This is a genomic window from Streptomyces sp. LZ34, from assembly GCF_053890475.1.
In genome coordinates this window covers 11,687,265-11,712,267 of the sequence record NZ_CM132680.1, presented here as the reverse complement: position 1 = coordinate 11,712,267, position 25,003 = coordinate 11,687,265, and the positions used below count along the sequence as shown (strand labels likewise).

At 69.7% G+C, this 25,003-nt stretch carries 7 protein-coding genes; 6 read left to right on the top strand and 1 reads right to left on the bottom strand.

Translation table 11 applies throughout. From position 1 onward, the window contains the following. Positions 1-17: 17 nt before the first annotated feature. From ACWY4P_RS50285 to ACWY4P_RS50260, 6 genes are all read left to right on the top strand, one after another. The gene (locus tag ACWY4P_RS50285; RefSeq protein WP_456207497.1) at positions 18-9,260 is read left to right on the top strand and encodes an amino acid adenylation domain-containing protein; all 9,243 of its coding nucleotides are present in this window, start codon (positions 18-20) and stop codon (positions 9,258-9,260) included. Between the two features lie 36 nt (positions 9,261-9,296). After that, positions 9,297-9,944: an NADPH-dependent FMN reductase gene (locus ACWY4P_RS50280; protein WP_456207496.1), complete on the top strand. Its 648-nt coding sequence runs from the start codon at positions 9,297-9,299 to the stop codon at positions 9,942-9,944. A 521-nt stretch (positions 9,945-10,465) separates the two neighbouring features. Then, on the top strand, positions 10,466-10,873 hold the full coding sequence (locus tag ACWY4P_RS50275) for a helix-turn-helix transcriptional regulator (RefSeq protein WP_456207495.1): 408 nt from the start codon (positions 10,466-10,468) through the stop codon (positions 10,871-10,873). A 120-nt stretch (positions 10,874-10,993) separates the two neighbouring features. Next, entirely contained in the window at positions 10,994-12,235 is a 1,242-nt protein-coding gene (locus ACWY4P_RS50270) for an MFS transporter (protein ID WP_456207494.1), read from the top strand. Between the two features lie 23 nt (positions 12,236-12,258). Further along, a complete protein-coding gene (locus ACWY4P_RS50265) occupies positions 12,259-13,578 on the top strand; it encodes an MFS transporter (RefSeq protein WP_456207493.1) in 1,320 nt (439 codons plus the stop codon). Next, complete coding sequence (locus ACWY4P_RS50260) at positions 13,538-24,166, top strand: amino acid adenylation domain-containing protein (RefSeq protein ID WP_456207492.1); 10,629 nt, start codon at positions 13,538-13,540, stop codon at positions 24,164-24,166. Before ACWY4P_RS50265 ends, ACWY4P_RS50260 begins: the two co-directional genes overlap by 41 nt. Here ACWY4P_RS50260 and ACWY4P_RS50255 read toward each other — a convergent pair. Further along, entirely contained in the window at positions 24,147-24,932 is a 786-nt protein-coding gene (locus ACWY4P_RS50255) for a DeoR/GlpR family DNA-binding transcription regulator (protein ID WP_456207491.1), read from the bottom strand. The genes ACWY4P_RS50260 and ACWY4P_RS50255 overlap by 20 nt on opposite strands. Positions 24,933-25,003 lie beyond the last annotated feature (71 nt).

The following is a 25,003-nucleotide window of genomic DNA, read 5'->3' as shown; positions in this document are numbered from 1 at the left end:
TACGCGGAGAGCAGACGGTGTCCCACCTCATCGAACTCGAAGACGGTCTCGCCCGGCAGCTCACTGCACTGGCCGCCGACGGCGGCTTTCCCGTCGAGAAACTGATTCGGGGGGCATGGTGCACCGCCCTCGACGAGGACGGGGCGCCGGACTCCGCGGTGGCCCTCCTCGAAGCGGTTGTTCGGACGCCCGACGGCACGAAGGTGCGCAGCCTGCTGGCAGCCGCCGACCGCTGGGACATGACGGTTGCCTGGAACGGGCAGCACGTCGACATCCCCTGGGACCGGACCCTGCACGAACTCTTCGAGCAGCAGGCGCGGTCGACGCCGGACACTGTCGCGCTCGTCCACCGGAGCGACACCCTCTCCTACGCGGAACTCAACCGCCGGGCCAACCGGCTGGCCGGTCACCTCGTGCGATCGGGGGTTCAGCCCGGGACGGTGGTCGGCATCCACCTGGAGCGGACCCTGGAGATGGTGGTCGCGCTTCTCGCCGTCCTCAAGGCCGGCGGCGGCTACACCCTGCTGGACCCCGGTTTCCCCGAGGCGAGGTTGCGTACGGCGCTCACCACGTCGGAGACCGCGCTGCTGATCAGCCGTGCCGGTCTGCCCCCGCTGGTGTCCGGCCCGGCGGGACCTGAGGTCGTCCTCATCGACTCCCCGGGTGTACAAGCGGCTCTCGACGCCCAGTCGGACGAAAACGTGGGCCGCACCGCGTCAGCCGAAGACGTGGCCTGCGTGATGTTCACCTCGGGGTCGACCGGCACCCCGAAGGGAATCGCCTCTTCACACCGCGCGCTCACCGGCACCTACCTCGGTCAGGACTACGCGGACTTCGGCCCCGAGCAGGTGTTCCTCCAGTGTTCGTCCATGTCCTGGGACGCCTTCGCCCTCGAACTGTGGGGGGCGCTTCTCTTCGGCGCCCGCTGTGTTCTGCTGCCCGGCTCCGACTCGGAGCCCGCACTCATCGCCGATGCCGTGGCCGAGCACGGCATCACCATGCTCCAGCTGTCCGCGAGCCTCTTCAACTTTCTCGTCGACGAGTACCCGCAGGCGTTCGACGGCGTACGGATCGCCTTCACCGGCGGCGAGGCGGCTTCCGTGGCGCACGTCACCAAGATCAGTCGCAGATATCCGCGACTGCGCGTCGTCAACGGCTACGGTCCGGCCGAGAGCATGGGTTTCACCACCTGCCACGTGGTGACCCCGGAGAACGCGCAAGCGTCCTCCCTGCCCATTGGACGTCCGATCGCCAACAAGCATGTGCTGATCCTCGACGCCGATCTCCAGCCGGTCGCGATGGGCGAGACCGGCGAGCTGTACGCGACCGGAGTCGGCCTGGCCCGGGGGTATCTGGGGCGGCCTGGGTTGTCGGCGGAGCGTTTTGTTGCGTGTCCGTGGGGGGCGGGGGGTGAGCGGATGTATCGGACGGGGGATTTGGCGCGGTGGTCGGCCGATGGGGTGTTGGAGTATGTGGGTCGTGCTGATGATCAGGTGAAGGTGCGGGGCTTCCGTATCGAGCCGGGCGAGGTCGAGGCCGCCTTGATGGCCTGTGCCGGGGTGGTCCAGGCCGTCGTGGTGGTGCGGGAGGATCGCGCCGGGGACCGACGGCTGGTGGGCTATGTGGTGCCGACGGTGGGTGCGGTGGTTGATGGGGCGAGTGTGCGTGCGGCGTTGGGCGGGCGGTTGCCGGAGTTCATGGTGCCGTCGGTGGTGATGGTGCTGGAACGGTTGCCGTTGACGCCGAATGGAAAACTGGACCGGCGGGCACTCCCGGTGCCGGAGTACACGGTGGGTGGGTCGGGTCGGGCGGCTGCCACATCGACGGAGGTGTGGCTGGCGGGGTTGTTCGGCGAGGTGCTGGGGGTGGACGCGGCTCGGGTCGGGGTGGAGGAGAGCTTTTTCGATCTGGGGGGTCATTCGCTGCTGGCGGCCCGGCTGATCAGTCGTATCCGGGCCGGGCGGGCTGTGGAACTGGGTATCCGCACGCTGTTCAACGCGCCGACGGTGGCCGGGTTGGCGGCGTTGATCGATTCCGGGGCGGGTGGTGTGGGGGTTTCGGTTGGGCGTCCGATGGTTGGGGGGCGGGTGCGTCCGGGGCGGTTGCCGTTGTCGTTCGCGCAGCGGCGGATGTGGTTTTTGCGGGAGTTGGAGGGGCCGAGTTCGACGTATAACACGCCGTTGCGGATGCGGTTGGACGGTGCGGTGGATGTGGGGGCGCTGCGCGGTGCGCTGGCTGATGTGATGGGTCGGCATGAGGTGCTGCGGACTCGGTATCCGGTCTTCGCGGGAGAGCCGTATCAGGAGATCGGTGCGGCGGTGTCCGGGTTGTCGGTGGTGGAGGTGGCGGCGGGTGGGCTTGCGGGGGCGGTGAGGGAGGCGGAGGGGTATTGCTTCGATCTCGCGACGGAGGTGCCGGTACGGGCCTGGCTGTTCCACGAGGCCTCGTCGGGTGAGCGGGTGCTGTTGCTGTTGTTGCACCACATCGCGAGTGACGGGTGGTCGGTGGGCCCGTTGCTGCGGGATCTTGGAAGCGCCTATCAGGCCAGGGTCTCCGGCGGGTTGCCCATGTGGGACGCGTTGCCGGTGCAGTACGCGGATTACCTGCTGTGGCAGCGCGAACTGCTGGGCTCGGACGAGGACCCGACGAGTGCGCTGAACAGTCAACTTGCCTATTGGCGCCGCGTGTTGAAGGACGTGCCTGAGGAGTTGGCGCTGCCGTCTGATCGTCCGCGGCCTGCGGTGGGGTCGTTCCGGGGGGCGACGGTCGGGTTGTCTGTCTGTGCTGAGGTGCATGCACGGGTGGAGCGTGTGGCGCGCGAGCGGGGCGCGAGCGTCTTCATGGTGCTGCATGCGGCCCTGGTCGCCTTGCTGTCCCGAATCGGGGCGGGGACAGACGTCCCGGTGGGTTCGGTGACGGCGGGCCGCACCGACGAGTCCCTGGAGGACCTGGTCGGGTTCTTCGTGAACACCCTGGTACTGCGCACGGACGCGGGCGGGGATCCGACGTTCGCCCAGTTGCTGGAGCGGGTCCGCGAGGTGGACCTGGCCGCCTATGAGCACCAGGACGTGCCCTTCGAGCGGGTGGTCGAAGAGCTGAACCCGACCCGGACGGCAGGCCGGCATCCACTGTTCCAGGTCATGCTGGTCCTACAGAACAACGCCCGCCCGGCGCTGGAACTGGACACGGTACGTGCGGCACCGGAACCCGTCACCGTACGCAATGCGAAATTCGACCTGTTCGCCGAACTGGAAGAAACCTTCGACGAACGAGGCCACCCGGCCGGCATCCACGGAGTCCTCGAATACGCGACAGACCTGTACGAACCGGCCACCGCAAACCGCTTGGCAAAGGCCTTCCTACAACTGCTCGACGCAGCCGCCACCGAACCCGAACTCCCCCTGAGCGAACTCCCCCTGGAGGACCCCACCGAGCAGCAAGCCAGGTTGACGGCATGGAACGACACCACCCGCCCGTACCCGCCCACCACCCTGCCCGCACTCTTCGAACAACAGGCCGCCCGCACACCCGACCACACCGCGATCGTCTGCGACAACCACAGCCTCACCTACCGCCAACTCGACGAACAAGCCAACCAACTCGCCCATCATCTGATCTCGCTGGGCGTGGGCCCGGAGGACTACGTCGCCCTCGCACTGCCCCATACCGAACTGGCGATCGTAGCCGTGATTGCCGCGCTGAAGGCGGGTGCGGCGTACGTGCCGGTCGACCCGTCCTATCCGCAGGACCGCATAGACTACCTCCTCGAAGGCACCCAGCCGGCGTTGATCCTGTCGACACGGGACGTGGCCGCGGCTCTCCCACGCGGGGCATCCGCAACGGTCCTGCTCCTGGATGACGCGGCTTTCGCCGATGCCCTCGCGGCTCAGCCGACCTCGAATCCGACGGACACCCACCGTGTGCGCGAGCTGAGTCCGTACAACTCTTCCTACGTCATCTACACCTCGGGCTCCACCGGCCGTCCCAAAGGCGTGGTCGTCACCCATGCCAATGCGGCCAACTTCGTGCGCTGGGCGGTGGCCGAGTTCGGTGCGGAAGGCCTGGCCCATGTGCTGCTCACCACGTCATTCAACTTCGACGTGTCGGTCTTCGAAATGTTTGCTCCACTCATGTGCGGCGGCACCATCGAGGTCCTGCGCGACCTCCTGGACCTCGCCGATCGTGGCTCCGACGCGCGGCACGTCAGCTTGATCAGCGCGGTCCCGTCCGCACTCGCCGGTGTCATCGCGCACTCCGATGTCGACGTGACGGCGGAGACCGTCGTGCTCGCCGGTGAGGGACTGCCCTCAGCGGTGGCGACCCACATCAGGAAGGCGCTGTCGGCCCGTCGGCTGATCAACGCCTATGGCCCCACCGAGGCGACGGTGTACGCCAGCACTTGGCCGATGGAGGACAGCACCACCACTGTGTCCCCGATCGGTCGCCCGGTGGCGAATACGCGGATGTTCGTGCTGGATCCGGGGTTGCGGCCGGTGCTGCCGGGTGTGGTGGGTGAGCTGTATATCGCGGGGGTGCAGTTGGCCCGCGGGTATCTGGGCCGGGCGGGGTTGTCGGCGGAGCGTTTTGTTGCGTGTCCGTGGGGGGCGGGGGGTGAGCGGATGTATCGGACGGGGGATTTGGCGCGGTGGTCGGCCGATGGGGTGTTGGAGTATGTGGGTCGTGCTGATGATCAGGTGAAGGTGCGGGGCTTCCGTATCGAGCCGGGCGAGGTCGAGGCCGCCTTGATGGCCTGTGCCGGGGTGGTCCAGGCCGTCGTGGTGGTGCGGGAGGATCGCGCCGGGGACCGACGGCTGGTGGGCTATGTGGTGCCCGCATCGGATGCTGTGGTCGACGGAATGAATGTACGTGCCACACTGGCGACGCGGCTGCCGGAGTTCATGGTGCCGGCAGCGGTGACAGTGCTGGAACGGCTGCCCCTGACACCGAACGGAAAACTGGACCGGCAGGCACTCCCGGTACCGGAATACGCGGTGAGTAAGCCGGGCCGGACGGCTGCCACATCGACAGAGGTGTGGCTGGCGCAGTTGTTCGGCGAGGTGCTGGGGGTGGACGCGGCTCGGGTCGGGGTGGAGGAGAGCTTTTTCGATCTGGGGGGTCATTCGCTGCTGGCGGCCCGGCTGATCAGTCGTATCCGGGCCGGGCGGGCTGTGGAACTGGGTATCCGCACGCTGTTCAACGCGCCGACGGTGGCCGGGTTGGCGGCGTTGATCGATTCCGGGGCGGGTGGTGTGGGGGTTTCGGTTGGGCGTCCGATGGTTGGGGGGCGGGTGCGTCCGGGGCGGTTGCCGTTGTCGTTCGCGCAGCGGCGGATGTGGTTTTTGCGGGAGTTGGAGGGGCCGAGTTCGACGTATAACACGCCGTTGCGGATGCGGTTGGACGGTGCGGTGGATGTGGGGGCGCTGCGTGGTGCGCTGGTTGATGTGATGGGTCGGCATGAGGTGCTGCGGACTCGGTATCCGGTCTTCGCGGGAGAGCCGTATCAGGAGATCGGTGCGGCGGTGTCCGGGTTGTCGGTGGTGGAGGTGGCGGCGGGTGGGCTTGCGGGGGCGGTGAGGGAGGCGGAGGGGTATTGCTTCGATCTCGCGACGGAGGTGCCGGTACGGGCCTGGCTGTTCCACGAGGCCTCGTCGGGTGAGCGGGTGCTGTTGCTGTTGCTGTTGTTGCACCACATCGCGAGTGACGGGTGGTCGGTGGGCCCGTTGCTGCGGGATCTTGGAAGCGCCTATCAGGCCAGGGTCTCCGGCGGGTTGCCCATGTGGGACGCGTTGCCGGTGCAGTACGCGGATTACCTGCTGTGGCAGCGCGAACTGCTGGGCTCACACAAGGACCCGACGAGTGTGACCAACACCCAATTGGCCTATTGGCGGAAGGCTTTGGAGGGGGTTCCCGACGAGTTGGCGCTGCCGTCTGATCGTCCGCGGCCTGCGGTGGGGTCGTTCCGGGGGGCGACGGTCGGGTTGTCGGTCTGTGCTGAGGTGCATGCGCGGGTGGAGCGTGTGGCGCGCGAGCGGGGCGCGAGCGTGTTCATGGTGCTGCATGCGGCCCTGGTCGCCCTGTTGTCCCGAATCGGGGCGGGGACAGACATCCCGGTGGGTTCGGTGACGGCGGGCCGCACCGACGAATCGTTGGAGGACCTGGTCGGCTTCTTCGTGAACACCCTGGTACTGCGCACGGACGCGGGCGGGGATCCGACGTTCGCCCAGTTGCTGGAGCGGGTCCGCGAGGTGGACCTGGCCGCCTATGAGCACCAGGACGTGCCCTTCGAGCGGGTGGTCGAAGAGCTGAACCCGGCCCGGACGGCAGGCCGGCATCCGCTGTTCCAGGTCATGCTGGTCCTACAGAACAACGCCCGCCCGATGCTGGAACTGGGCACGGTGCGTGCGGCACCGGAACCCGTCACCGTACGCAATGCGAAATTCGACCTGTTCGCCGAACTGGAAGAGACATTCGACGAACAGGGCCACCCGGCCGGCATCCACGGAGTCCTCGAATACGCGACAGACCTGTACGAACCGGCCACCGCAAACCGCTTGGCAAAGGCCTTCCTACGACTGCTCGACGCAGCCGCCACCGAACCCGAACTCCCCCTGAGCGAACTCCCCCTGGAGGACCCCACCGAGCAGCAAGCCAGGTTGACGGCATGGAACGACACCACCCGCCCGTACCCGCCCACCACCCTGCCCGCACTCTTCGAACAACAGGCCGCCCGCACACCCGACCACACGGCACTCATCTGCGACAACCACAGCCTCACCTACCGCCAACTCGACGAACAAGCCAACCAACTCGCCCGCTGCCTCATCCTTCAAGGGGTCGGCCCGGGACGGATCGTAGCGGTCATGCTGCCCCGCTCCGTCGAGCTGGTTGTCGCGCTTTACGCGATTCACAAGGCGGGGGCGGCGTACGTGCCGGTCGACCCGTCCTATCCGCAGGACCGCATCGATTACCTTCTCGAAGACGCCCAGCCGGCCCTGGTCATCGATGAGGGTAGGTACGGCTCGCTGAGTACACAGCGGGTGCCGGCCGCTGTGCGATTGCCGTCGGTGAGGGAGCTCGACCCGCGAAGCCCTGCGTACGTCATCTACACCTCGGGCTCCACCGGCCGCCCCAAAGGCGTGGTCGTGCCGCACGAAGGTATCGTCAACCGGCTGCGGTGGATGCAGGCGGAGTACGGCCTGGACGCCGACGACCGAGTCCTACAGAAGACGCCGTCGAGCTTCGACGTCTCGGTATGGGAGTTCTTCTGGCCGCTGACGGTGGGAGCCACGCTCGTCATCGCCAAGCCGGGGGGCCACAAAGACCCGCGTTATCTGGCGGCGCTGATCCAACAGCAGGCGGTCACCACACTCCACTTCGTACCTTCGATGCTCGAGGTCTTCCTTCAGCACGACGCGGCGCGAGGCTGTACGGGGCTGCGCCGGGTCTTCTGTAGCGGTGAGGCTCTTTCGGGCGACCTCGCCAAGAGGTTCCATGCAACCCTGGACGCCGAACTCCACAACCTCTACGGCCCGACGGAAGCGTCGGTGGACGTGACGTATTGGCAGTCCACACCGCTCTACACCGATGGGGCGATGGTGCCGATCGGTCGTCCGGTGGCGAATACGCGGATGTTCGTGCTGGATTCGGGGTTGCGGCCGGTGCTGCCGGGTTTGGTGGGTGAGCTGTATATCGCGGGGGTGCAGTTGGCCCGGGGGTATCTGGGCCGGGCGGGGTTGTCGGCGGAGCGTTTCGTGGCGTGTCCGTGGGGGGCGGGAGGTGAGCGGATGTACCGGACGGGGGATTTGGCGCGGTGGTCGGCCGATGGGGTGTTGGAGTATGTGGGCCGTGCCGATGATCAGGTGAAGGTGCGGGGCTTCCGTATCGAGCCGGGCGAGGTCGAGGCCGCCTTGATGGCCTGCGCCGGGGTGGTCCAGGCCGTCGTGGTGGTACGGGAGGATCGCGCCGGCGACCGGCGACTGGTGGGCTATGTGGTGCCCGCATCGGATGCTGTGGTCGACGGAATGAATGTACGTGCCACACTGGCGACGCGGCTGCCGGAGTTCATGGTGCCGGCAGCGGTGACAGTGCTGGAACGGCTGCCCCTGACACCGAACGGAAAACTGGACCGGCGGGCACTCCCGCTACCGGAATACGCGGTGAGTAAGCCGGGCCGGGCGGCCGCCACATCGACAGAGGCCTGGCTGACGCAGTTGTTCGGCGAGGTGCTGGGCGTGGACACGGCTCGGGTCGGAGCAGAAGAGAGCTTCTTCGATCTGGGGGGTCATTCGCTGCTGGCGGCCCGGCTGATCAGCCGTATCCGGGCCGGGCGGGCTGTGGAACTGGGTATCCGCGCACTGTTCAACGCGCCGACGGTGGCCGGACTGGCCACGCTGATCGATGCCGGAACGACCGGTGCGGACGTCGTCGAGGCGGCTGATCCGTTGGCAGTGATGCTGCCACTACGCGCTGGTGGTAACAGGCCTCCGGTGTTCTGTATCCATCCTGCGGTCGGCATCGGGTGGGTCTATTCGGGGCTGCTGAGGTATTTGGACGCCGATACTCCGCTCTATGTACTCCAGTCGCCGATGCTCTCCGACCCGACGGTGCGTCCCGGCAGTCTCGCGGAGATCGCCGAGACGTACATCAGGCAGATAAGAAAGGTTCAGTCGACTGGTCCCTACAACCTTGTCGGCTGGTCCTTCGGAGGCGGTGTGGCGCAGGAGATCGCCGCGCGGCTGCAGTCGGAAGGCGAGGAGGTCGGGCTTGTCGCCGTTCTCGACGGTTATCCGGTCACATCGGAGATGACGGACGAGGCATCCGGTCTCGGCGCTCTTCTGGATTCGGTGGGCATGCTGCCGGCCTCGAGACACACCGCGGTCGAGGGCACCGAGGCAGCGGTTGATGACCGTTCGCCCGACATCGACAAGGAGTGGTTCCTCAGTCTCGCCGCGGAGCCGGGCAGCCCGCTTTCGCTCCTTCCGGCCCGGGCGCTGGCACTGCTCCCGCACGTGTTCTCCACTCATGTCGCCCTGTCCGGGGCGATCAGCGGCCGCGTCTTCCGCGGCGATCTGCTCTTCTTCTCCGCTGCGGTGGACAGACGAGACGAATGGCCGACTCCGGATGAATGGCGCCCGTATGTAGCCGGAACCATCGACGTAACCGAGGTGCCCGTCGCACACGGTGCCATGACCAGGCCCGAAGCGCTCGAGGTCATCGGTCCGGTGCTGGCGGCGCGGCTTCGAACAATGGTGTCGGCCTGAATGGGCCGCTCAACGGCGGATGTCAGGGGACTTGTCGTGCAGGAAGAGAGTGAGGGCATCGTGCCGGAAGCGGTTCAGGTCGTAGGAATCGGCGGGTCCAACAGGGTCGGCTCGACTGCGGAGAAGGCCTTGCGCATCGTTCTCGCCGCGGCTGTCCGCCGAGGCGCGCGAGTGAAACTGATCAGTGGGCCGGACCTGGAGATGCCGTTGTACGAGTACTCGGCGGCAGAACGGTCCGAACGGGCGAAAGCACTCGTCGATGCTGTCTCGTCGGCAGATGGGCTGATTCTCGCCACGCCCGCCTACCACGGCTCGATCTCGGGAATGGTGAAGAACGCACTCGACTACATGGAGGAACTGCGCGCGGACCGGCGACCGTACTTCTCGGGGCGAGCCGTGGGCTGCATTTCAGTCGCCGGAGGATGGCAGGCGTCCGCATCGGCGGTCGCCGCGCTACGGACGACCGTTCATGCGCTGCGTGGGTGGCCCACTCCGCTCGGGGTCACGATCAATACGGAGACCACGTCGTTCGACGTCGATGGACGGGTGAACGATCCGCAGGTGGCCGAGCGCCTTGAGCTGGTGGCCGAGCAGGTCGTCGAGTTCGCCTTGATGCGGCGGGCGTTGAGGGCACAACAGACGGAAACACCCATGCTGCGGGAGCTTACGCCCGCACAGATCTGACCGTCGACGCGGTTCCCAAGCGTGTGGGCTGCCCCCGATTGCCAGGACGAGGATTTCGATGGCAACCACAACTAAAGGCGACGCGTTTCGGCGGAGCGCGGGGCGCAGGCCGCCAAAGCCCTTGACACCCCCACGGGCGGCACTTTAGCTTTCGGGACGGCGTTCGATAATACTGAACCATCACCAGAGCGTGACCGTCAGTGGCTCAATGCAGAGCAACTGAGAGCGACCCGCGAGGGGCGTTTCGAATCTGGACGGGGGACAGCACATTGGGACGGGTGGGCACAAAACCACACCCCAACGCAGGATTAACCGGGCCCGTAATGTTTCACACGCCCCGGATGCACCGCAATGTTGAAACTTTTTGTCGCATATCGCCTATTTCTCCACCTCCCCCCACCTCCCAGAAGCGACCGTCGCCGGTGGCCAGTGCGTAGTCCACGGAAGGGGATGTCGTGAGCATGTCTGGGAAATCTCTCCAATTCGGGGAGATTCTTCGGGAGTATCGAATATCATGCGGAATGACGCAGCAGGAGTTGGCGGACTTCTCGACGCTCAGCGTGCGCGCCATTCGTGATCTCGAGCGCGGGAAAGTAGCCAGACCGCGGAAGGAAACCCTACGCCTTCTGGTAAAGGCGCTGGATCTCCCCGCCGACGACCGCGAAATATTTGAGTCGCTGTTGGTCTCGGCCCGCGGCAATCGATTCAGATCGACCACCTCCGACTCCCGGCAGAGAAACCCCCCGGAGGGGGGCCCTCGCGAGGAAGTGCCGGATGTCGTATTCGCATACCTGCCCGAACGGGGCATGGGGGCACCTGATGCACTAAACGGCGGAACCTATACGGACGTGCTGAACTCCCTGGCCAAGAACTTAAATCTGACAGGGCGCCACATGGCCATCGTCGTCCTCTCGCCGGACAGAGCGTGATCTTTTCTCCAGTCGAGTAACCCCACGCCAGAAGTGCCCGCGACGGCGGCTGTATCCGCTTACGGCCGCGTGACAGAGAGAACTGAATCAGTGGACAGCGAGACCAGTGCAGGAAAGAGCGTGGCAGAGGCGACCCGGCCGGCCACCGGGGAGATGCGCCGGCTGGGCAGACCGGTCTACCTTCTCACCATCTGTCAATTCCTGTATTACGCGGGCGTCAGCGTCGACCTGACGCTGACGGCCGTCGTCGGCCTCGAGATGGCTCCGTCCGCTGCCCTGGCGACGGCGCCCCTCACCCTGATGACGGTTACCGGAACCATCGCCTCGTACGCGACCGGAATGCTTTCCGCGCGATACGGCCACCGAGCGGTCCTGGCAGTAGGCGCCTGCATCGCGGTGGCCGGCGGTCTGGTCTCCATGCTCGCCGTCCAGGCGGATTCGTTTCTCACCTTGTGCGTGGGCACCGGCATGGTCGGCGTATACCGGTCGACGGGCGGCTACTTCCGGTTCCTGGCGGCGGACCTGGTGCCCAAGGCATCCCGGACCAGGGCGCTGAGCACGGTTCTCTGTGGTGGCGTGGCAGCGGCGATCATCGGTCCCTGGGCCGCGACGGAGAGCAGTGGCCTCATGGGCGCCGAGTTCGCCGGCTCCTACCTGTTGGTGTCATGCCTGGCGTTCGCCGTCGTGCCGGTCATCCTCGCCGTACGACGTGGATCGCCTCGTCCGACGGAAGCGGCTCCCGATGCGGAGGAGGAGGAAGAGGAGACGGCCCAAGCCACGCGCGTACGGGACGTCGTGCACACCAGTGACTTCCGCAGGGCCTTCTGCCTGCTGGCGGTATCCACGGGCGTGATGACCATGCTGATGGCCGTCGGCCCGATCGGGAGCAAGCACGCCGGGCACTCCTTGTCCCAGGGGGCGATGGTCATCCAGTGGCACATGGTGGGGATGTTCGCCCCGGCTCTGTTCAGCGGCAGGCTGACCACGGCGTGGGGCCCTCGCTGGACCGGAATGCTGGGGGCGTCTCTGCTGGTCACAGGGGCCGGCATCGGTTCGCTGGGCACGGGGATGACTTTCTTCCTGTTGTCATTGGGGCTCGTGGGCGTGGGCTGGAATCTGACGTACGTCTCCGGCAGCGCCTACGCGGTCCGTTGCTACCCGCAGGGCAAGGGCGGGCGTGTCCAGGCCACGATCGAGGGCAGCACCGCGTGTGTGGGCGCCACCTCGTCGTTTTCGGCCAACATGGTGTTCTCCCAGCTGGGATGGACGGGGACGAACCTCGCAGCGCTGGTCCTGCCGCTGATTCTCTGCATCTGGCTGGCCGTCCCCCGCAAGTCCGTACCTGAGCCCGCCACTGCCTGAACTCGGCTGACTCGATGCCTGGTATGGACCGACGTTTCCATGTTCTCGTGTCCGCGTATGCGGTGTCCGGCTACGGCAACTACCTGAGCCTGATCGCGCTGAGTCTGTACACCTACGAGGTGACCGGCACCGCGCTCGGTGTCGGGGCGGCGATGGCGTTACGGCTGTGCTCCGGCTTTCTGGCGGGGCTGGCCGCCGGGGCGCTCTCGGACAGAGTCACCCGCCGGACTGTGATGATCTGGACGGATGTCGCCCAGGGCGCCGCCATGACCGTGCTGGTGCTCACCGCTCCGGCCACCCCGCTGTGGCTGCTCGCCGTCGCGGTCGTGGTCCTCGGCGCGGGGAACACGTTCTTCACCGTCGCCCTGCGCAGTGCGGTTCCGGTCATGGTCGGCCAGGAGGCCCGTGCCCGCGCGAACGGCCTGCTGGTCACGGCGAGGTCCCTGGCCACGGTCCTCGGCTTCGCCTCGGCCGCGCCGGTCATCGGATTCGGCGGCTACGCCGCCGCGTTCGCGGTCAATGCCGTGAGTTTCCTGTGGTCCGCCGCGACATTGTTGATGCTGCGGCCGCGTACGGACAACGAGGGGCAGGAGGGGCAGGACGCACCGGCGGACACGGCTTCCCGCGGGGGCGTCGAGTCTCCGATCCGCGCGGGGCGCAGGCTGCGCCTGTGGCCCGGGGCAGTACGTGTGCCCTCCCTTGTCCTTGGCATGATCCTGCTCCGAGGCATCGACGCCCTGGCGTCCTCCTCGCACAACGTCGCCCTTCCGGTGGTCGCGCACTCCGCCGCCCCGGACGAGCCCGCGCTGTTCATGACCCGGTTCTGGGCGGCCTGGGCGGTGGGCACCGTGCTCGCTCATCTGGTGCTGAAACGCAGACAGGGCGAGGCGGCGTGGGACGAGCGTGCGTTCGCGCTCGGCACCTGCGCGATGTCGCTGTCGTTCGTGGCGGCGTTCCTCGGACTGCCCGCCGTCGCCCTGGTGGGGGCCGCCGTGTCGGCGGGGTTCGCGGACGGCTGGACCGAGATCGTCTATACCTCCCGCCTCCAGGCGGCCCCCGACCGACAGCGCGGCCGGCTGTTCGGGCTGTCGGCCACGGCGGAGCAGTCAGGGTTCGCGCTGGGGACGGTGGCCGCCGCGGCGGCTCTCGAAGCGCTGCCCGCCCCGGCCGTCGTGGCCGCCTTCCATGGCGTGGCGGTGTGCGGGGCGCTGGTCCTGCTGTTGTTCATCGCGGGCCGCCGCGGCACGGCCCGGCGCAGTCGTCGGTCAACCGGACAACAGGAAGAAGAGGGAGAGGAAACGCATGGAACGCGTACGGGGGCAAGCTTTCTGCCAGGGTCCTGAGCCGGACCGCACCGAGGACGATCCGCGCGACGCCGTGCAGGCGCTGCTGATGGCCGCGGACTCCGCGCCCGGCGGGGCCGTCGTCACCCTTGCCGCGGACGGTTCGACGACCACTCTGCCGTACCCGGAACTTCTCCTGCGGGCCCGGCGACTGCTCACCGGGCTACGGGAGCACGGGCTGCACCCCGGCGACGCGGTGGTGCTGTGCGGCCTGCCGCTGGCCGAGTTCTTCCCCGCCTTCTGGGCCTGTGTGCTCGGCGCTGCCCGCCCCGTCGTCATCGCGGAGCACCCCGCCCCCGCCTCACCGGCCCTCGAACGCCTCTTACGAGCCTGCGAGTTGCTGGACCGGCCACTGGTGCTCAGCGACCCGGCCGGCGCGGCGGAGCTCGCATCGGCCGCCCCGGAGCTGCGGTCCGTGGTCGCGCGGGACTGCCTGAACGTGTCGCCCGCGGATGACCACATCGAGCCGGCCGCGTCCGACGCCGCCCTGCTGATGCTGTCCTCCGGCAGCACCGGCGTGCCCAAGGCGGCGCAGTTGACGCACGTCGGTCTGGCGGACTTCGCCGCCAGCGCCCGACGGATTCTGGACGTCAGTCCGGACGACACCATGGTGAACTGGCTGCCGGTCGACCACAGCGGCGCGTTCCTGCTGTACCACATGCTTGCGGTCTTCGCCGGCTGTACCAACGTCCACGCACCGACCGAGCTGGTCCTCGCCGAGCCACGGCGCTGGTTCGACCTCCTCGACGAGCACCGGGCGCAGCACAGCTGGGCGCCGACCTTCGCCTACCAACTCGTCGCGGACGCGCTCGCCGAGCAGCCGGAGGGTAGCTGGGACCTCAGCTGCGTCAAGTCCCTGATCTGCGGGGGCGAGCGGATCGCGCTGCCGGTACTGACCCGCTTCCTCGACGCCACAGCCGCGTACGGCATCCATGAGGGGCACATCGTCCCGGCGTGGGGGATGGCCGAGACGGTCACCGCCGTCACCTACGGCAGGCTCGACCGGCCCGGCACCGTACACCGGCTGCTCAAGGGCAGCCTCGGCGGGAACCTGGTACGGGCCGGCGAGGAAACACCCGAGGAGGACTGCGTCACGTTCGTCGCGGCCGGAGCACCGGCGCACGGCGTCAGTCTGCGCATCGTCGACGATCACGGTGAACTCGCGCCCGAAGGCAGCATCGGCCGCCTCCAGGTGCACTCGCCCGCTCGCCTCACCCCCGGCTATGTGAAGAACCCGGAGGCGGACGCGGCGGCCTACCCCGCCGGACGGGACTGGCTGGACACCGGAGACCTCGCCTTCCTCGACGCGGGCCAGGTCGTCATCACCGGCCGGCGCAAGGACCTGATCATCCTCAACGGACACAACGTCTACTGCCACGAGGTCGAGGAGGCCGCCACCGCCGTCGCCGGCGTCCGGCAGGGCGAGGTGGCCGCCTGTGGCATCCCGCACCCGGGGCGGGGCACGGAGGAGCTGGCCGTGTTCTTCGTGAGCCGCGGCGCCGCCGATGACGCACGGATCGCGGCCGAGGTGAAGGCGGCACTGTTCACTCGGCTCCGGCTCACCGCGACCCGTGTCCTGCCCGTCCCGCGGAGCGAGTTCCCGAGGACGCCCGCGGGGAAGGTGCGCCGCGCCGAGCTCCGGGACCGACTGGCGGGCGGCGGACTCACCGCGGGCACGGACCCGGGTCCGCACACCGAGGCGGATCCCGACGCGATCACGCGGACGGTGCGGGAGGAGACCGGCGCGGTGCTGGGGCGGCCGGTGGACGCGGACCTGCCGTTTTACGAACTCGGCCTGAGCTCTGTGCTTCTGGTACGCCTGCGGGCCCGGCTGGAGGAGCGGCTCGGGACACGGATCCCCCAGACCGCCTTCTTCGAGCACCCCACCGCCGCCGCGCTTGCCGCGCATCTGTCCGACGCCGCCGGAAAGCGGGCCGAACCCGCGCACACCGGCTTCGGCCCCGAGGACCCCACCGATCGGCGCATCGCGGTCGTCGGACTGTCCCTGCGCTTCCCGGGTGCACAGACGCCGGAGCAGTTCTGGGCCAACCTCCGCGACGGCGTGGACAGCGTCCGGGTCTTCGGCGTGGAAGATCTTGCCGCGGCGGGCCTGCCCCCGGAGTTTCTGAGCGCCCCCGGCCTCGTTCCCGTCGCCGGAGTCCTCGACGGTGTCCAGGAGTTCGACGCGGACTTCTTCGGCATCAGCCCCAAAGAGGCCGAGCTCACGCACCCCGCACACCGGCTGTTCCTGGAGTGCTGCCACCAGGCGCTGGAGGACGGCGGCTACGCGGCGGCCGAACCGGGCACCCGGATCGGGGTGTTCGCGGGTTCGGGCATGAACCTCTACGACCACCAGCGGCCGTCGGCGTCCGGGTCGCCCTGCGATGTCACGGACCCCGCCACCGGCATGCAGACGGCCATCGGGCAGCAGCCGGACTTCCTCGCCTCTCGTGTCGCCTACCGGCTTGGGCTCACCGGCCCTGCCATCGGTGTGCAGACGGCCTGTTCCACCTCGCTGGTCGCCGTGCACCTCGCGGTCCAGGCAGTGCTGAGCGGGGACGCGGACCTGGCGCTGGCGGGCGCCGCGGCCGTGCACTTTCCTCAGGAGACCGGCTACCGCAGCCACCCCGGGTCGATCCTGTCGCCCACCGGGCGCTGCCGGGCCTTCGACGCGGAGGCAGACGGCACGGTCGGCGGCAACGGCGTGGCGGCGATCCTGCTCAAGCGGCTCGACCGTGCGCTGGCCGACGGCGACACCGTGCACGCGGTGATCCTGGGCTCCGCGGTCAACAACGACGGCGCGGACAAGGTCGGGTTCAGCGCACCCGGCGTCGCGGGGCAGGTCGAGGTGGTACGCCAGGCATTGCGCAGGGCGGCCGTCCCCGCGGAGTCGATCTCGTACGTGGAGGCGCACGGGACGGGCACCCGGCTCGGCGATCCGGTGGAATGGGAGGCGCTCGCCCGGGCCCTCGGCGAGGGCACCGAGCACCAGGGATTCTGCGCGGTCGGCTCGGTGAAGCCGAACATCGGGCACCTCGACAGCTGCGCCGGTATGGCAGGGCTGATCAAGACGGTCCTCATGCTGCGGCACCGCACCCTGGTGCCCACGCCGCATCTGACCCGCCCCAACCCCGAACTCCGCCTGGACGACAGTCCGTTGACACTGGCCACCGAGCTGAAGCCGTGGTCGCCACCACGCGGTGTGCCGCGGCGGGCCGGAGTCAGCGCCCTCGGTGTCGGTGGCACCAACGCCCATGTCGTGCTGGAGGAGCCTCCCACACCGCCCGCGACGTCGACGGCGGCGTCCGAGCTGCCCGTACTCGTGCCGGTGTCGGCCCGCGACGCGCAGGCCCTGGAGGAACTCACCGGCAGGCTCCGCGACCGCTTGCGGCAGCAGCCGGAGCTCGCGGCCACCGACGTGGCGGCCACCATGGCGCTCGGCAGGCCGCACCGCGCGGTACGGGCCGCGGCCGTCGGCCGGACGGCCGAAGAGCTCGCCCGCGCGCTGGAGGAGCGGCGGGCGCCGCGGGGCGGCCCCCTTGGGCTCCTCGCGTTTGCCTTCCCGGGACAGGGCAGCGCACGCCGCGGTATGGCGGGCGGACTCTACGCCGCGTATCCCGCCGCCCGGCGCGTACTCGACCGGTGCGAGGAGATCTACGCCGGCGAGTTCGGTGGAACCCTGCTGCCGCTCCTCCTCGCGGAGCCGTCGGCCGAGAGCGAGGTATGGCCCACCGAGACGGCCCAGGCCGCCCTGTTCGCCCACCAGTCGGCGCTCGGCGAGGTGTGGCGCGCCGCCGGTGTCCGCCCCGCGCTGCTGCTGGGCCACAGCATCGGCGAGTACGCGGCACTGCACACGGCCGGCGCGCTGACGCTGGAGGAGGGGCTGCGGCTCACCGCGTGGCGCGGGCGCCTGATGCACCGGGCCTGCCCGGCCGGGGGCATGCTCGCGGTCCGTGCCGACGCGCGGACGGCGCGGCGTGTCGCGGGGGCCGCCGGTGCCGAAGTGGCCGCGGTCAACGGCCCGCGTGCTCAGGTGATCTCAGGGTCGCGGCAGTCCCTGGACGAGGTGGCGCACCTGCTCGACCAGGAGGGGCTGCGCTGGCGGGCGCTGCCCGTCGACCGGGCCTACCACTCGGCCGCGATGGAACCCGCGCTACGTGAATTCCGCGCCCACGCCGAGAAGGTGACGTACCGTCCGCTGGACACCCCGCTGGTGACCGCCGCCGACGGAGAGCTGCGCCGCGCGGGCTGGACCGTCGACGCGGACTATCTCTGTCTTCAAGCCCGGCAGCCGGTCCGCTTCGACCTGGCCATGGCCAAGGCCGTCGGGCAGGGGTGCGAGGACTTCGTGGAGATCGGAGCCGGGAACACCCTCGCCGGCCTCGGCCGGCACTGCGCACCCGCGAGCCACTGGACGGGCGGGCAGGGTGACGGCGACGGGGCGGCGGTGCAGACGCACGGGCTGCTCACCGCGCTCGGCTCGCTCTACCGCAGGGGCGCCGAGCTGGACTGGCGCGCGCTCACCCACGGCGGGGGCCGGGTGTCGCTGCCGGGGCACCCGCTGCGGCGACGTCCGGTGGCGGCCTCGGTCCAGCGGACCTCGGTCCAGCAAACGCTCCCGCCGCCCTCCGCCGCGAAGGCCTCTGTCGTACCGAGCGAACTCCTCCTGGCGGTAAGGGAGCTGACCGCGGACAAACTCGGCAGGGACATGGCGGACATCACGCCCGACAACTCATTCTTCGACTTCGGCGCGGACTCGCTCTCCCTGATGGGCATGACGGCGGAGCTGGAGCAGCGGTACGGGGTACGCGTTCCGGTGCGAGAGTTGTTCGACTCGGCCGACACACCGCGCAGGCTGGCCGAACGTCTGGCGCAGCTGGGCGGGGATCCGGCCGGGCCGACGGTGCTCGCGTCCGCGACGGAGCCGCCCGAGGCCGCCCCGGCCCCTGTTCCGGCCCCCGCGCCCCCTTCGCGCCCGGCCCGGGTGACCTCGGTCCCGATTCCCCCCACATCGCCCGCGGCTCCACTCCCCGTATCAGCAGCCCCCACCACCACCGCCTCTCCCCCGGGCTGCGACTTCAGTCTGTACTTCTTCGGCGACTACCCCGAGGACGCCGACCGCGACAAGTACGCGCTGATCATGGCGGCGGCGGAGTTCGCCGACCGGCACGGCTTCCATGCCCTGTGGTTTCCCGAGCGCCACTTCAACTCCTTCGGCGCGCTCTTTCCCAACCCCTCCGTACTCGCTGCCGCGCTCGCGGCCAGGACGAGCCGCGTGCGGCTGCACGCCGGTTCGGTGGTGCTGCCGCTGCACCACCCGGTCCGGGTCGCCGAGGAATGGTCGGTCGTCGACAACATTTCCGGTGGCAGGGCGGGCCTGTGCGTGGCGAGTGGCTGGCACGCCACCGACTTCGCGCTCGCCCCGCAGCACTACGGCCGACACCGCGAAGTGATGTACGAACAGCTGGCGACCCTGCGGCAGCTGTGGTCGGGGCAGCCGCTCGCGATGACCGCGGGAGACGGCGAGCCGGTCGAGATACGGCTGCACCCACGCCCCGTACAGGAGCGGCTTCCCCTGTACGCGGCGGTGGTGGGCAACCCGGACAGCTACCGCCGGGCGGCCGCGGAGGATCTGGGCGTGGTCACCAACCTGATGACGCAGACCGTCGAGCAACTGGCCGAGAACATCGCCCTGTACCGGCGCACTCGCGCCGAGCACGGCCTCGATCCGGCGGCGGGCCGGGTCGTGGTGCTCGTGCACACCTACCTCGGCGACGACGCGGAACGAGCACGGGCCGAGGCGTACCGCCCCTTCGTCTCCTACCTGCGCTCTTCGCTGTCCCTCTTCGACCAGGTCACCAACAGCCTGGGCTTCGAGGTCGACCTGGACAGCGCCCCCGAGGAGGACGTGGAGTTCCTGCTCGGCCGCGCCTACGAGCGCTACTGCGACTCCCGGGCCCTGATCGGCGATGAGCACAGTGCCGCCGGGACGGTTCGCCGTCTGGTGGCCGCCGGAGTGGACGAGATCTCCTGTTTCGTCGACTTCGGCGTCCCGACCCGGCAGGTTCTGGCGGCCCTGCCCGTGCTCGACCGGGTACGCCGCCGGGAGGGGCCCAGGGCGCGGGAGCGGGCCGCCCCCGTGCCGAAGCGGATGCCGCTGTCGCCGGCGCAGCGCCGCATCTGGTTCCTGGACCAGCTGCACCCCGGCACCAGCATGTACCACGAGCCCAAGGCGATCCGCCTGGACGGCCCGCTGAACGTCCCGGCGCTGCGGTGGGCGTTGCAGCAGGTCGCGGAGCGGCATCACGCGCTGCGCACGGTGTTCGGGGTCACCGACGGAGTGCCGTACCGGGAGATACGCGACCGGATACGGCTCGAGTGTCCGGTCGACGACCACAGCGGAGCGACGGAGGAGGAGGCGCTGCGCGCCGTGCTGGAGACGGAGGGGCGCCGGATCCTCGTCCTGGACACCGGCCCGCTGGTCAGGGCCCGGCTGCTGCGTCTGTCGGAAGAACGGCATGTGCTCTTCCTGTTGGCCCATCACATTGTCTTCGACTCCTCCTCCACGGTGGTACTGGTCCGCGACCTCGCCACCTACTACCGCTCCTGGCCGAACGGCGAGCCCGCGCTGCCGCACCTCACCGAGGCGCCCCCGCCCGGCCGGCCGGACCCCGCCGAGCTGACCGCATCCCTCGAGTTCTGGCAGCGGGAGCTGGGCGGCGTCCCACAGCTCTCCCTCCCCACCGACCGGCCCCGTCCGCCGGTGAGATCGGGAGCGGGAGCGAGCCTCACCCATGAGCTGGACGCCGAACTGGTCGGCAGGCTCCGGACGTTCGCCGCCGCACACCGCGCCACCCTTTTCATGACGCTCATCAGTGCCGTCGGCGCGGTGCTCGGCCGGTTCAGCGGGCAACAGGACGTGGTCCTCGGCACAGCGGTCGCCGCCCGGCCGACCGGCGCCGAGCACCAGGTCGGCCTCTTCCTCGACACCGTCGCCCTGCGACTGGACCTCACCGGCGACCCGGACTTCCCGACACTGCTGAACCGGGTGCGGCAGAGGAGCACCGCGGCGTACGAACACCGCGGCGTCCCCTTCGACGAGTTGGTCGGTGCGCTGAACCCGCACCGCGACCCCAGCCGCAATCCGCTCTTCCAGGTGATGGTGGAGTACGAGAACGAGGGCGAGGTGGACTTCGATCCGCCCCGGCTGACGTCCACGCTCCTGGACATGCCGAGTGCCCGCGCCCCGTTCGACCTCAGTGTCTATCTGACGCATCACCGCGACGGGGTGCGGTTCATGGTCGAGTACGACACGGCCTTGTTCGACGAGAGCACCGTGCGCCGATTCGTGGACTACGTGGAGCAGACGCTGCGCCGCGCCCTCGACGTCCCCGGTGCACCGCTCGGCGAACTGACCGCTGTCACCGGGTCCGACCGCGACACCCTGGCCCGGCTGGGACACCAGGACGAGCCGCTGCCCGCCCCCGAGAACACACCCACCCTGAACGCCCTGTTCGAGCGGCAGGCACGCCGGACCCCGGATACCGTCGCGCTGATCAGCGGCGAACGGCACATCAGCTACCGGGAGTTGGACGCGCACGCCAACCGGCTCGCCCGGCGGCTGCGCGCCCGGGGCGCGGTGCGAGGGGAGCGGGTGGCGGTGCTGCTGCCGCGCGGCCCGCAGCTGATCGCCGCCCTGCTGGGCGTGCTCAAGAGCGGCGCCGCCTATGTGCCTCTGGACCCCTCCGTGCCCACCCCGCGGCTCACCGGGCTCCTCGACGACGGCACACCCGTCCTGCTGCTGACCTCTGACGCCGCCCTGGCACTCCACCCGGGCCTCGCGGCACGGCTGCCCGTACAGCTGGCCGAGGAGGTTGACGACACGCTCCCGGCCGAGCCCCTCGAGGACGGGGCCCGGCCCGAGGATCCCGCCTACTGCATTTACACCTCGGGCTCGACCGGCCGCCCCAAGGGCGTCGTCGTCCCCCACCGCGGCCCGGCCAACCTCGTCCGCGGACACCTTCGGCGGCATCCGGCGCTGCGTACCCTGCAGTGGACCTCGCCCGCGTTCGACGTCAGCGTGCAGGAGATCTTCACCACGCTGGCCTCCGGAGCCGCGCTGGTATTGATCGACGAGGAGGTACGGCACGATCCCGCCGCCTTGGCCGAACTGGTGCGGCGCCACGAGGTGCAGCGGATGTTCATGCCCTGCACCCCGCTGAAGTATCTGATCGGGACCGGGCCTCGACTGCCGCTCCTGCGCGAGCTGGTCTCCGCCGGTGAGGCGCTCCAGCTCACCGGCGCCTTCCGCCGCTTCCTCGCCGCGCACCCGCGGTGTGCGCTGTACAACCAGTACGGTCCCACGGAGGCCTCGGTCATCGTCACCTCACACCTGGTCGACCCGGGCGGCGAGGAGTGGCCCCCCATCGGCACCCCGGTGCCCGGGGCACGGATCTCGCTCCTGGACGACGCGGGGCGGGAGGTGCCCGTGGGCGTCGTCGGCGAGATATGCGTGGGCGGCGTCCCGGTCGCGCACGGCTACCACGCCCGGCACGAGGAGACCGCCGCCGCCTTCCTGGACGACGGCGCGGGCGGGGTGCTGTACCGGACGGGAGACCTGGGGCGCTGGCGTGCCGACGGCACCCTTCAGTACTGCGGCCGGGCCGACGACCAGGTCAAGATCCGTGGGTACCGGGTCGAACCCGGCGAGGTCCAGGCGGCGCTGACCGCCCTCCCCGACGTACGGGACGCGGCCGTCGTACCCCGGCGTGACCGGCACGGCGACACGGAACTGGTCGCCTATGTGGTGCCCACGGTCTCGGCGGCCTCAGCGGCCTCGGCGGCCGATGCCGGGCGGCTGCGCACCGCGCTCTCCGCCGAACTCCCCGACCATCTGGTGCCGCGCCACTGGGTGTGTCTGGAGCGGCTGCCCGTGAACGCCTCCGGCAAGCTGAACCGCGCAGCCCTGCCCGAGCCTGCCGCCGACGACGAGGTCCGGGAGGCCGATGCCGGGCCCGTCACCCCTCTGGAGAAGGCCCTGCACGACCTGTGGTGCGACGAACTCGGCGCCCGGCGGATACCGTTGGCGGCTTCCTTCTTCCGGCTCGGCGGCCACTCCCTGAGCGCGATCAGACTGCTGAACCGGATGCGGGACCGCCTGGACATCGACCTTGCCATGGCCGACTTCTTCCTCGATCCGACCATCCGGGGCGTCGTGGCCCGCCGCGAGCCCGCCCCCGCGCACGAGGTGGTGGACACCGTGCCGATGCCATCCACCATGCGCCGCCTCTGGCGGCGCCACCATGAACGCGTCGACCCGAGCGTCTACAACGTCGCCCACCGCATCGACCTGCGGGGCGACCTGGATCCCGGGACCCTGGCCGGGGCGTTGGAAGACCTGGTGGGTCGCCATCACGCGCTGCGCAGCCGGGCGGTGCGGCGGGACGGCGACGGCGAGTACCTCGTCGAGGTGCTGGCCGACGTGCCCGTGGACCTGTCGGTCACCGACCTCTCCGCACACGCCGAGGACACCGCCTCCGTCGAGCGGTGGTGCCGGGAACAGGCGTCCCGCGCGTTCGCGATGGATCGGGCACCGCTGTTTCGTTTTCGTCTGGCGCGTCTCGGGGCGGACCGCTGGGTGCTGGTGACCGTGTTCCACCACGCGATCTGCGACGGCTGGTCCATGGGGCTCATCTGGCGTGACCTACAGGAGCTGTACAACGCGCGGCGCTCCGATGTCGAAGCCCAACTGCCCGACCTCACCACACAGTTCGCGGACATCGCGCGCGCGGAACACGGGCTGGGCGACGAGCGCAGGGCGGAACTCGAACGGTTCTGGCGTAGGGAACTCGACGGTGCGCCATTGCGCGCGGCCCTGCCCTACGACCGGCCGAGGCCCGAGATGTTGTCCGGCCGGGGCGCCCTGCACACCGTGGCCATCGACGGCGAGACGCCCCGCCGGATCGGGGACACCGCGACGCACCTGGGCTCGACCCCGTACGCCGTGCTGGCGGCGGCGTTCGCCACCTGGCTGGCCGGGGTGTGTGGCGGCCCCGCCGACGTGGTGCTGGCCGCCTCCAGCGCGAACCGCCTGCGACCCGAGCGATCCGACGTGGTCGGGCTCTTGGGCGACGCCGTCCTGCTGCGCGCCCGGATCGGCGAGGCTCAGACCTTCGCCGACCTCGTGACACAACTCGGCGGGACGCTGTTCACGGCGCTCGACCACCAGGAATTGCCGCTGACCGATGTGGTCGAGCTGGCCTCGCCCGGGACCGGGGACACGCTGTTCCCCGCCGTGCTGTTCACCGTCGTCACCACCCCACCGCCCGCTCTGGACCTGCGGTCGGTGTCGGCCTCGGTGCGCGCACTGCCTACGTCGGGTGTGGCCCGGAATGAGCTGTACGTCGTTCTCCAGCCCCAGGACGATGCCATGACCGTCACGTTCGAGTACTCAACGGATCTGTTCACGCATGCCACTGTCGAGGAGTGGAGTACGGACTTCACCCGGCTCCTTGGAGAGGTCACGAAGAACCCGGAGCACCCCCTGCCGGGCCTGGCCCGGACGGCGGTCAGGCCCGGACGACCCTGATGCCGGCCTCGGTGAAGCGGTTGACGAGTTCGTCGGGGGCACCGGTGTCGGTGACCAGCGTGTCGATCTCGTCGACCGCGCAGATGCGGGCGAACGCCCGGTGTCCCAGCTTGGTGCTGTCGGCCACCACGACCACCCGCTGCGCGCGGCGGGCCATCAGGTGGTTGATGCTCGCCTCGCCCTCGTGGTGGGCGGTGGCGCCCTGAGTGAGGTCCAGCGCGTCCACGCCGATGACCGCCACATCGAGGGAGACCTCGTCGAGCACCCCGGTGGCCAGCGGGCCCATCAGCTCGAAGGACTGGGGGCGGGCGACCCCGCCGGTGAGCACGATCTTGATCTGTGGGCGCACCGCCAGCTCGCCGGCGATGTTCAGCGCGTTCGTCACGATGGTGACGGCGGGGGCGCCGCCGGTGCCGGCCAGGTCCGCGCGGGTGGCGATGGCGCGGGCCGCCTCGGTCGTGGTGGTCCCGCCGTTGAGGCCGACGATCGCGCCGGGGTCGACCATCCGGGCGACGGCGGCGCCGATCCGCTGCTTCTCGGACGCGCGCCGGGCGGTCTTGTAGCGGAGCGGGAGGTCGTAGGACACGTTGTGTGCCACCGCGCCACCGCGCGTGCGGGTGAGCATCTGCTGTCGGGCGAGTTCGTCGAGGTCGCGGCGGATCGTGGCGGTGGACACCGCCAGCTCGGCCGCCGCCTGTTCGAGGTCGACCTTGCCGTCCCGGGCCAACAGCTCCAGCAGGGCGTTCCAGCGTTCGGGCCGTTTCACGCCGTCTCCCTCACCCCGTCGTCACCCGCGCGGCTCACCCTACCGCGCCTGACAGGGAACGCTGGACTTCT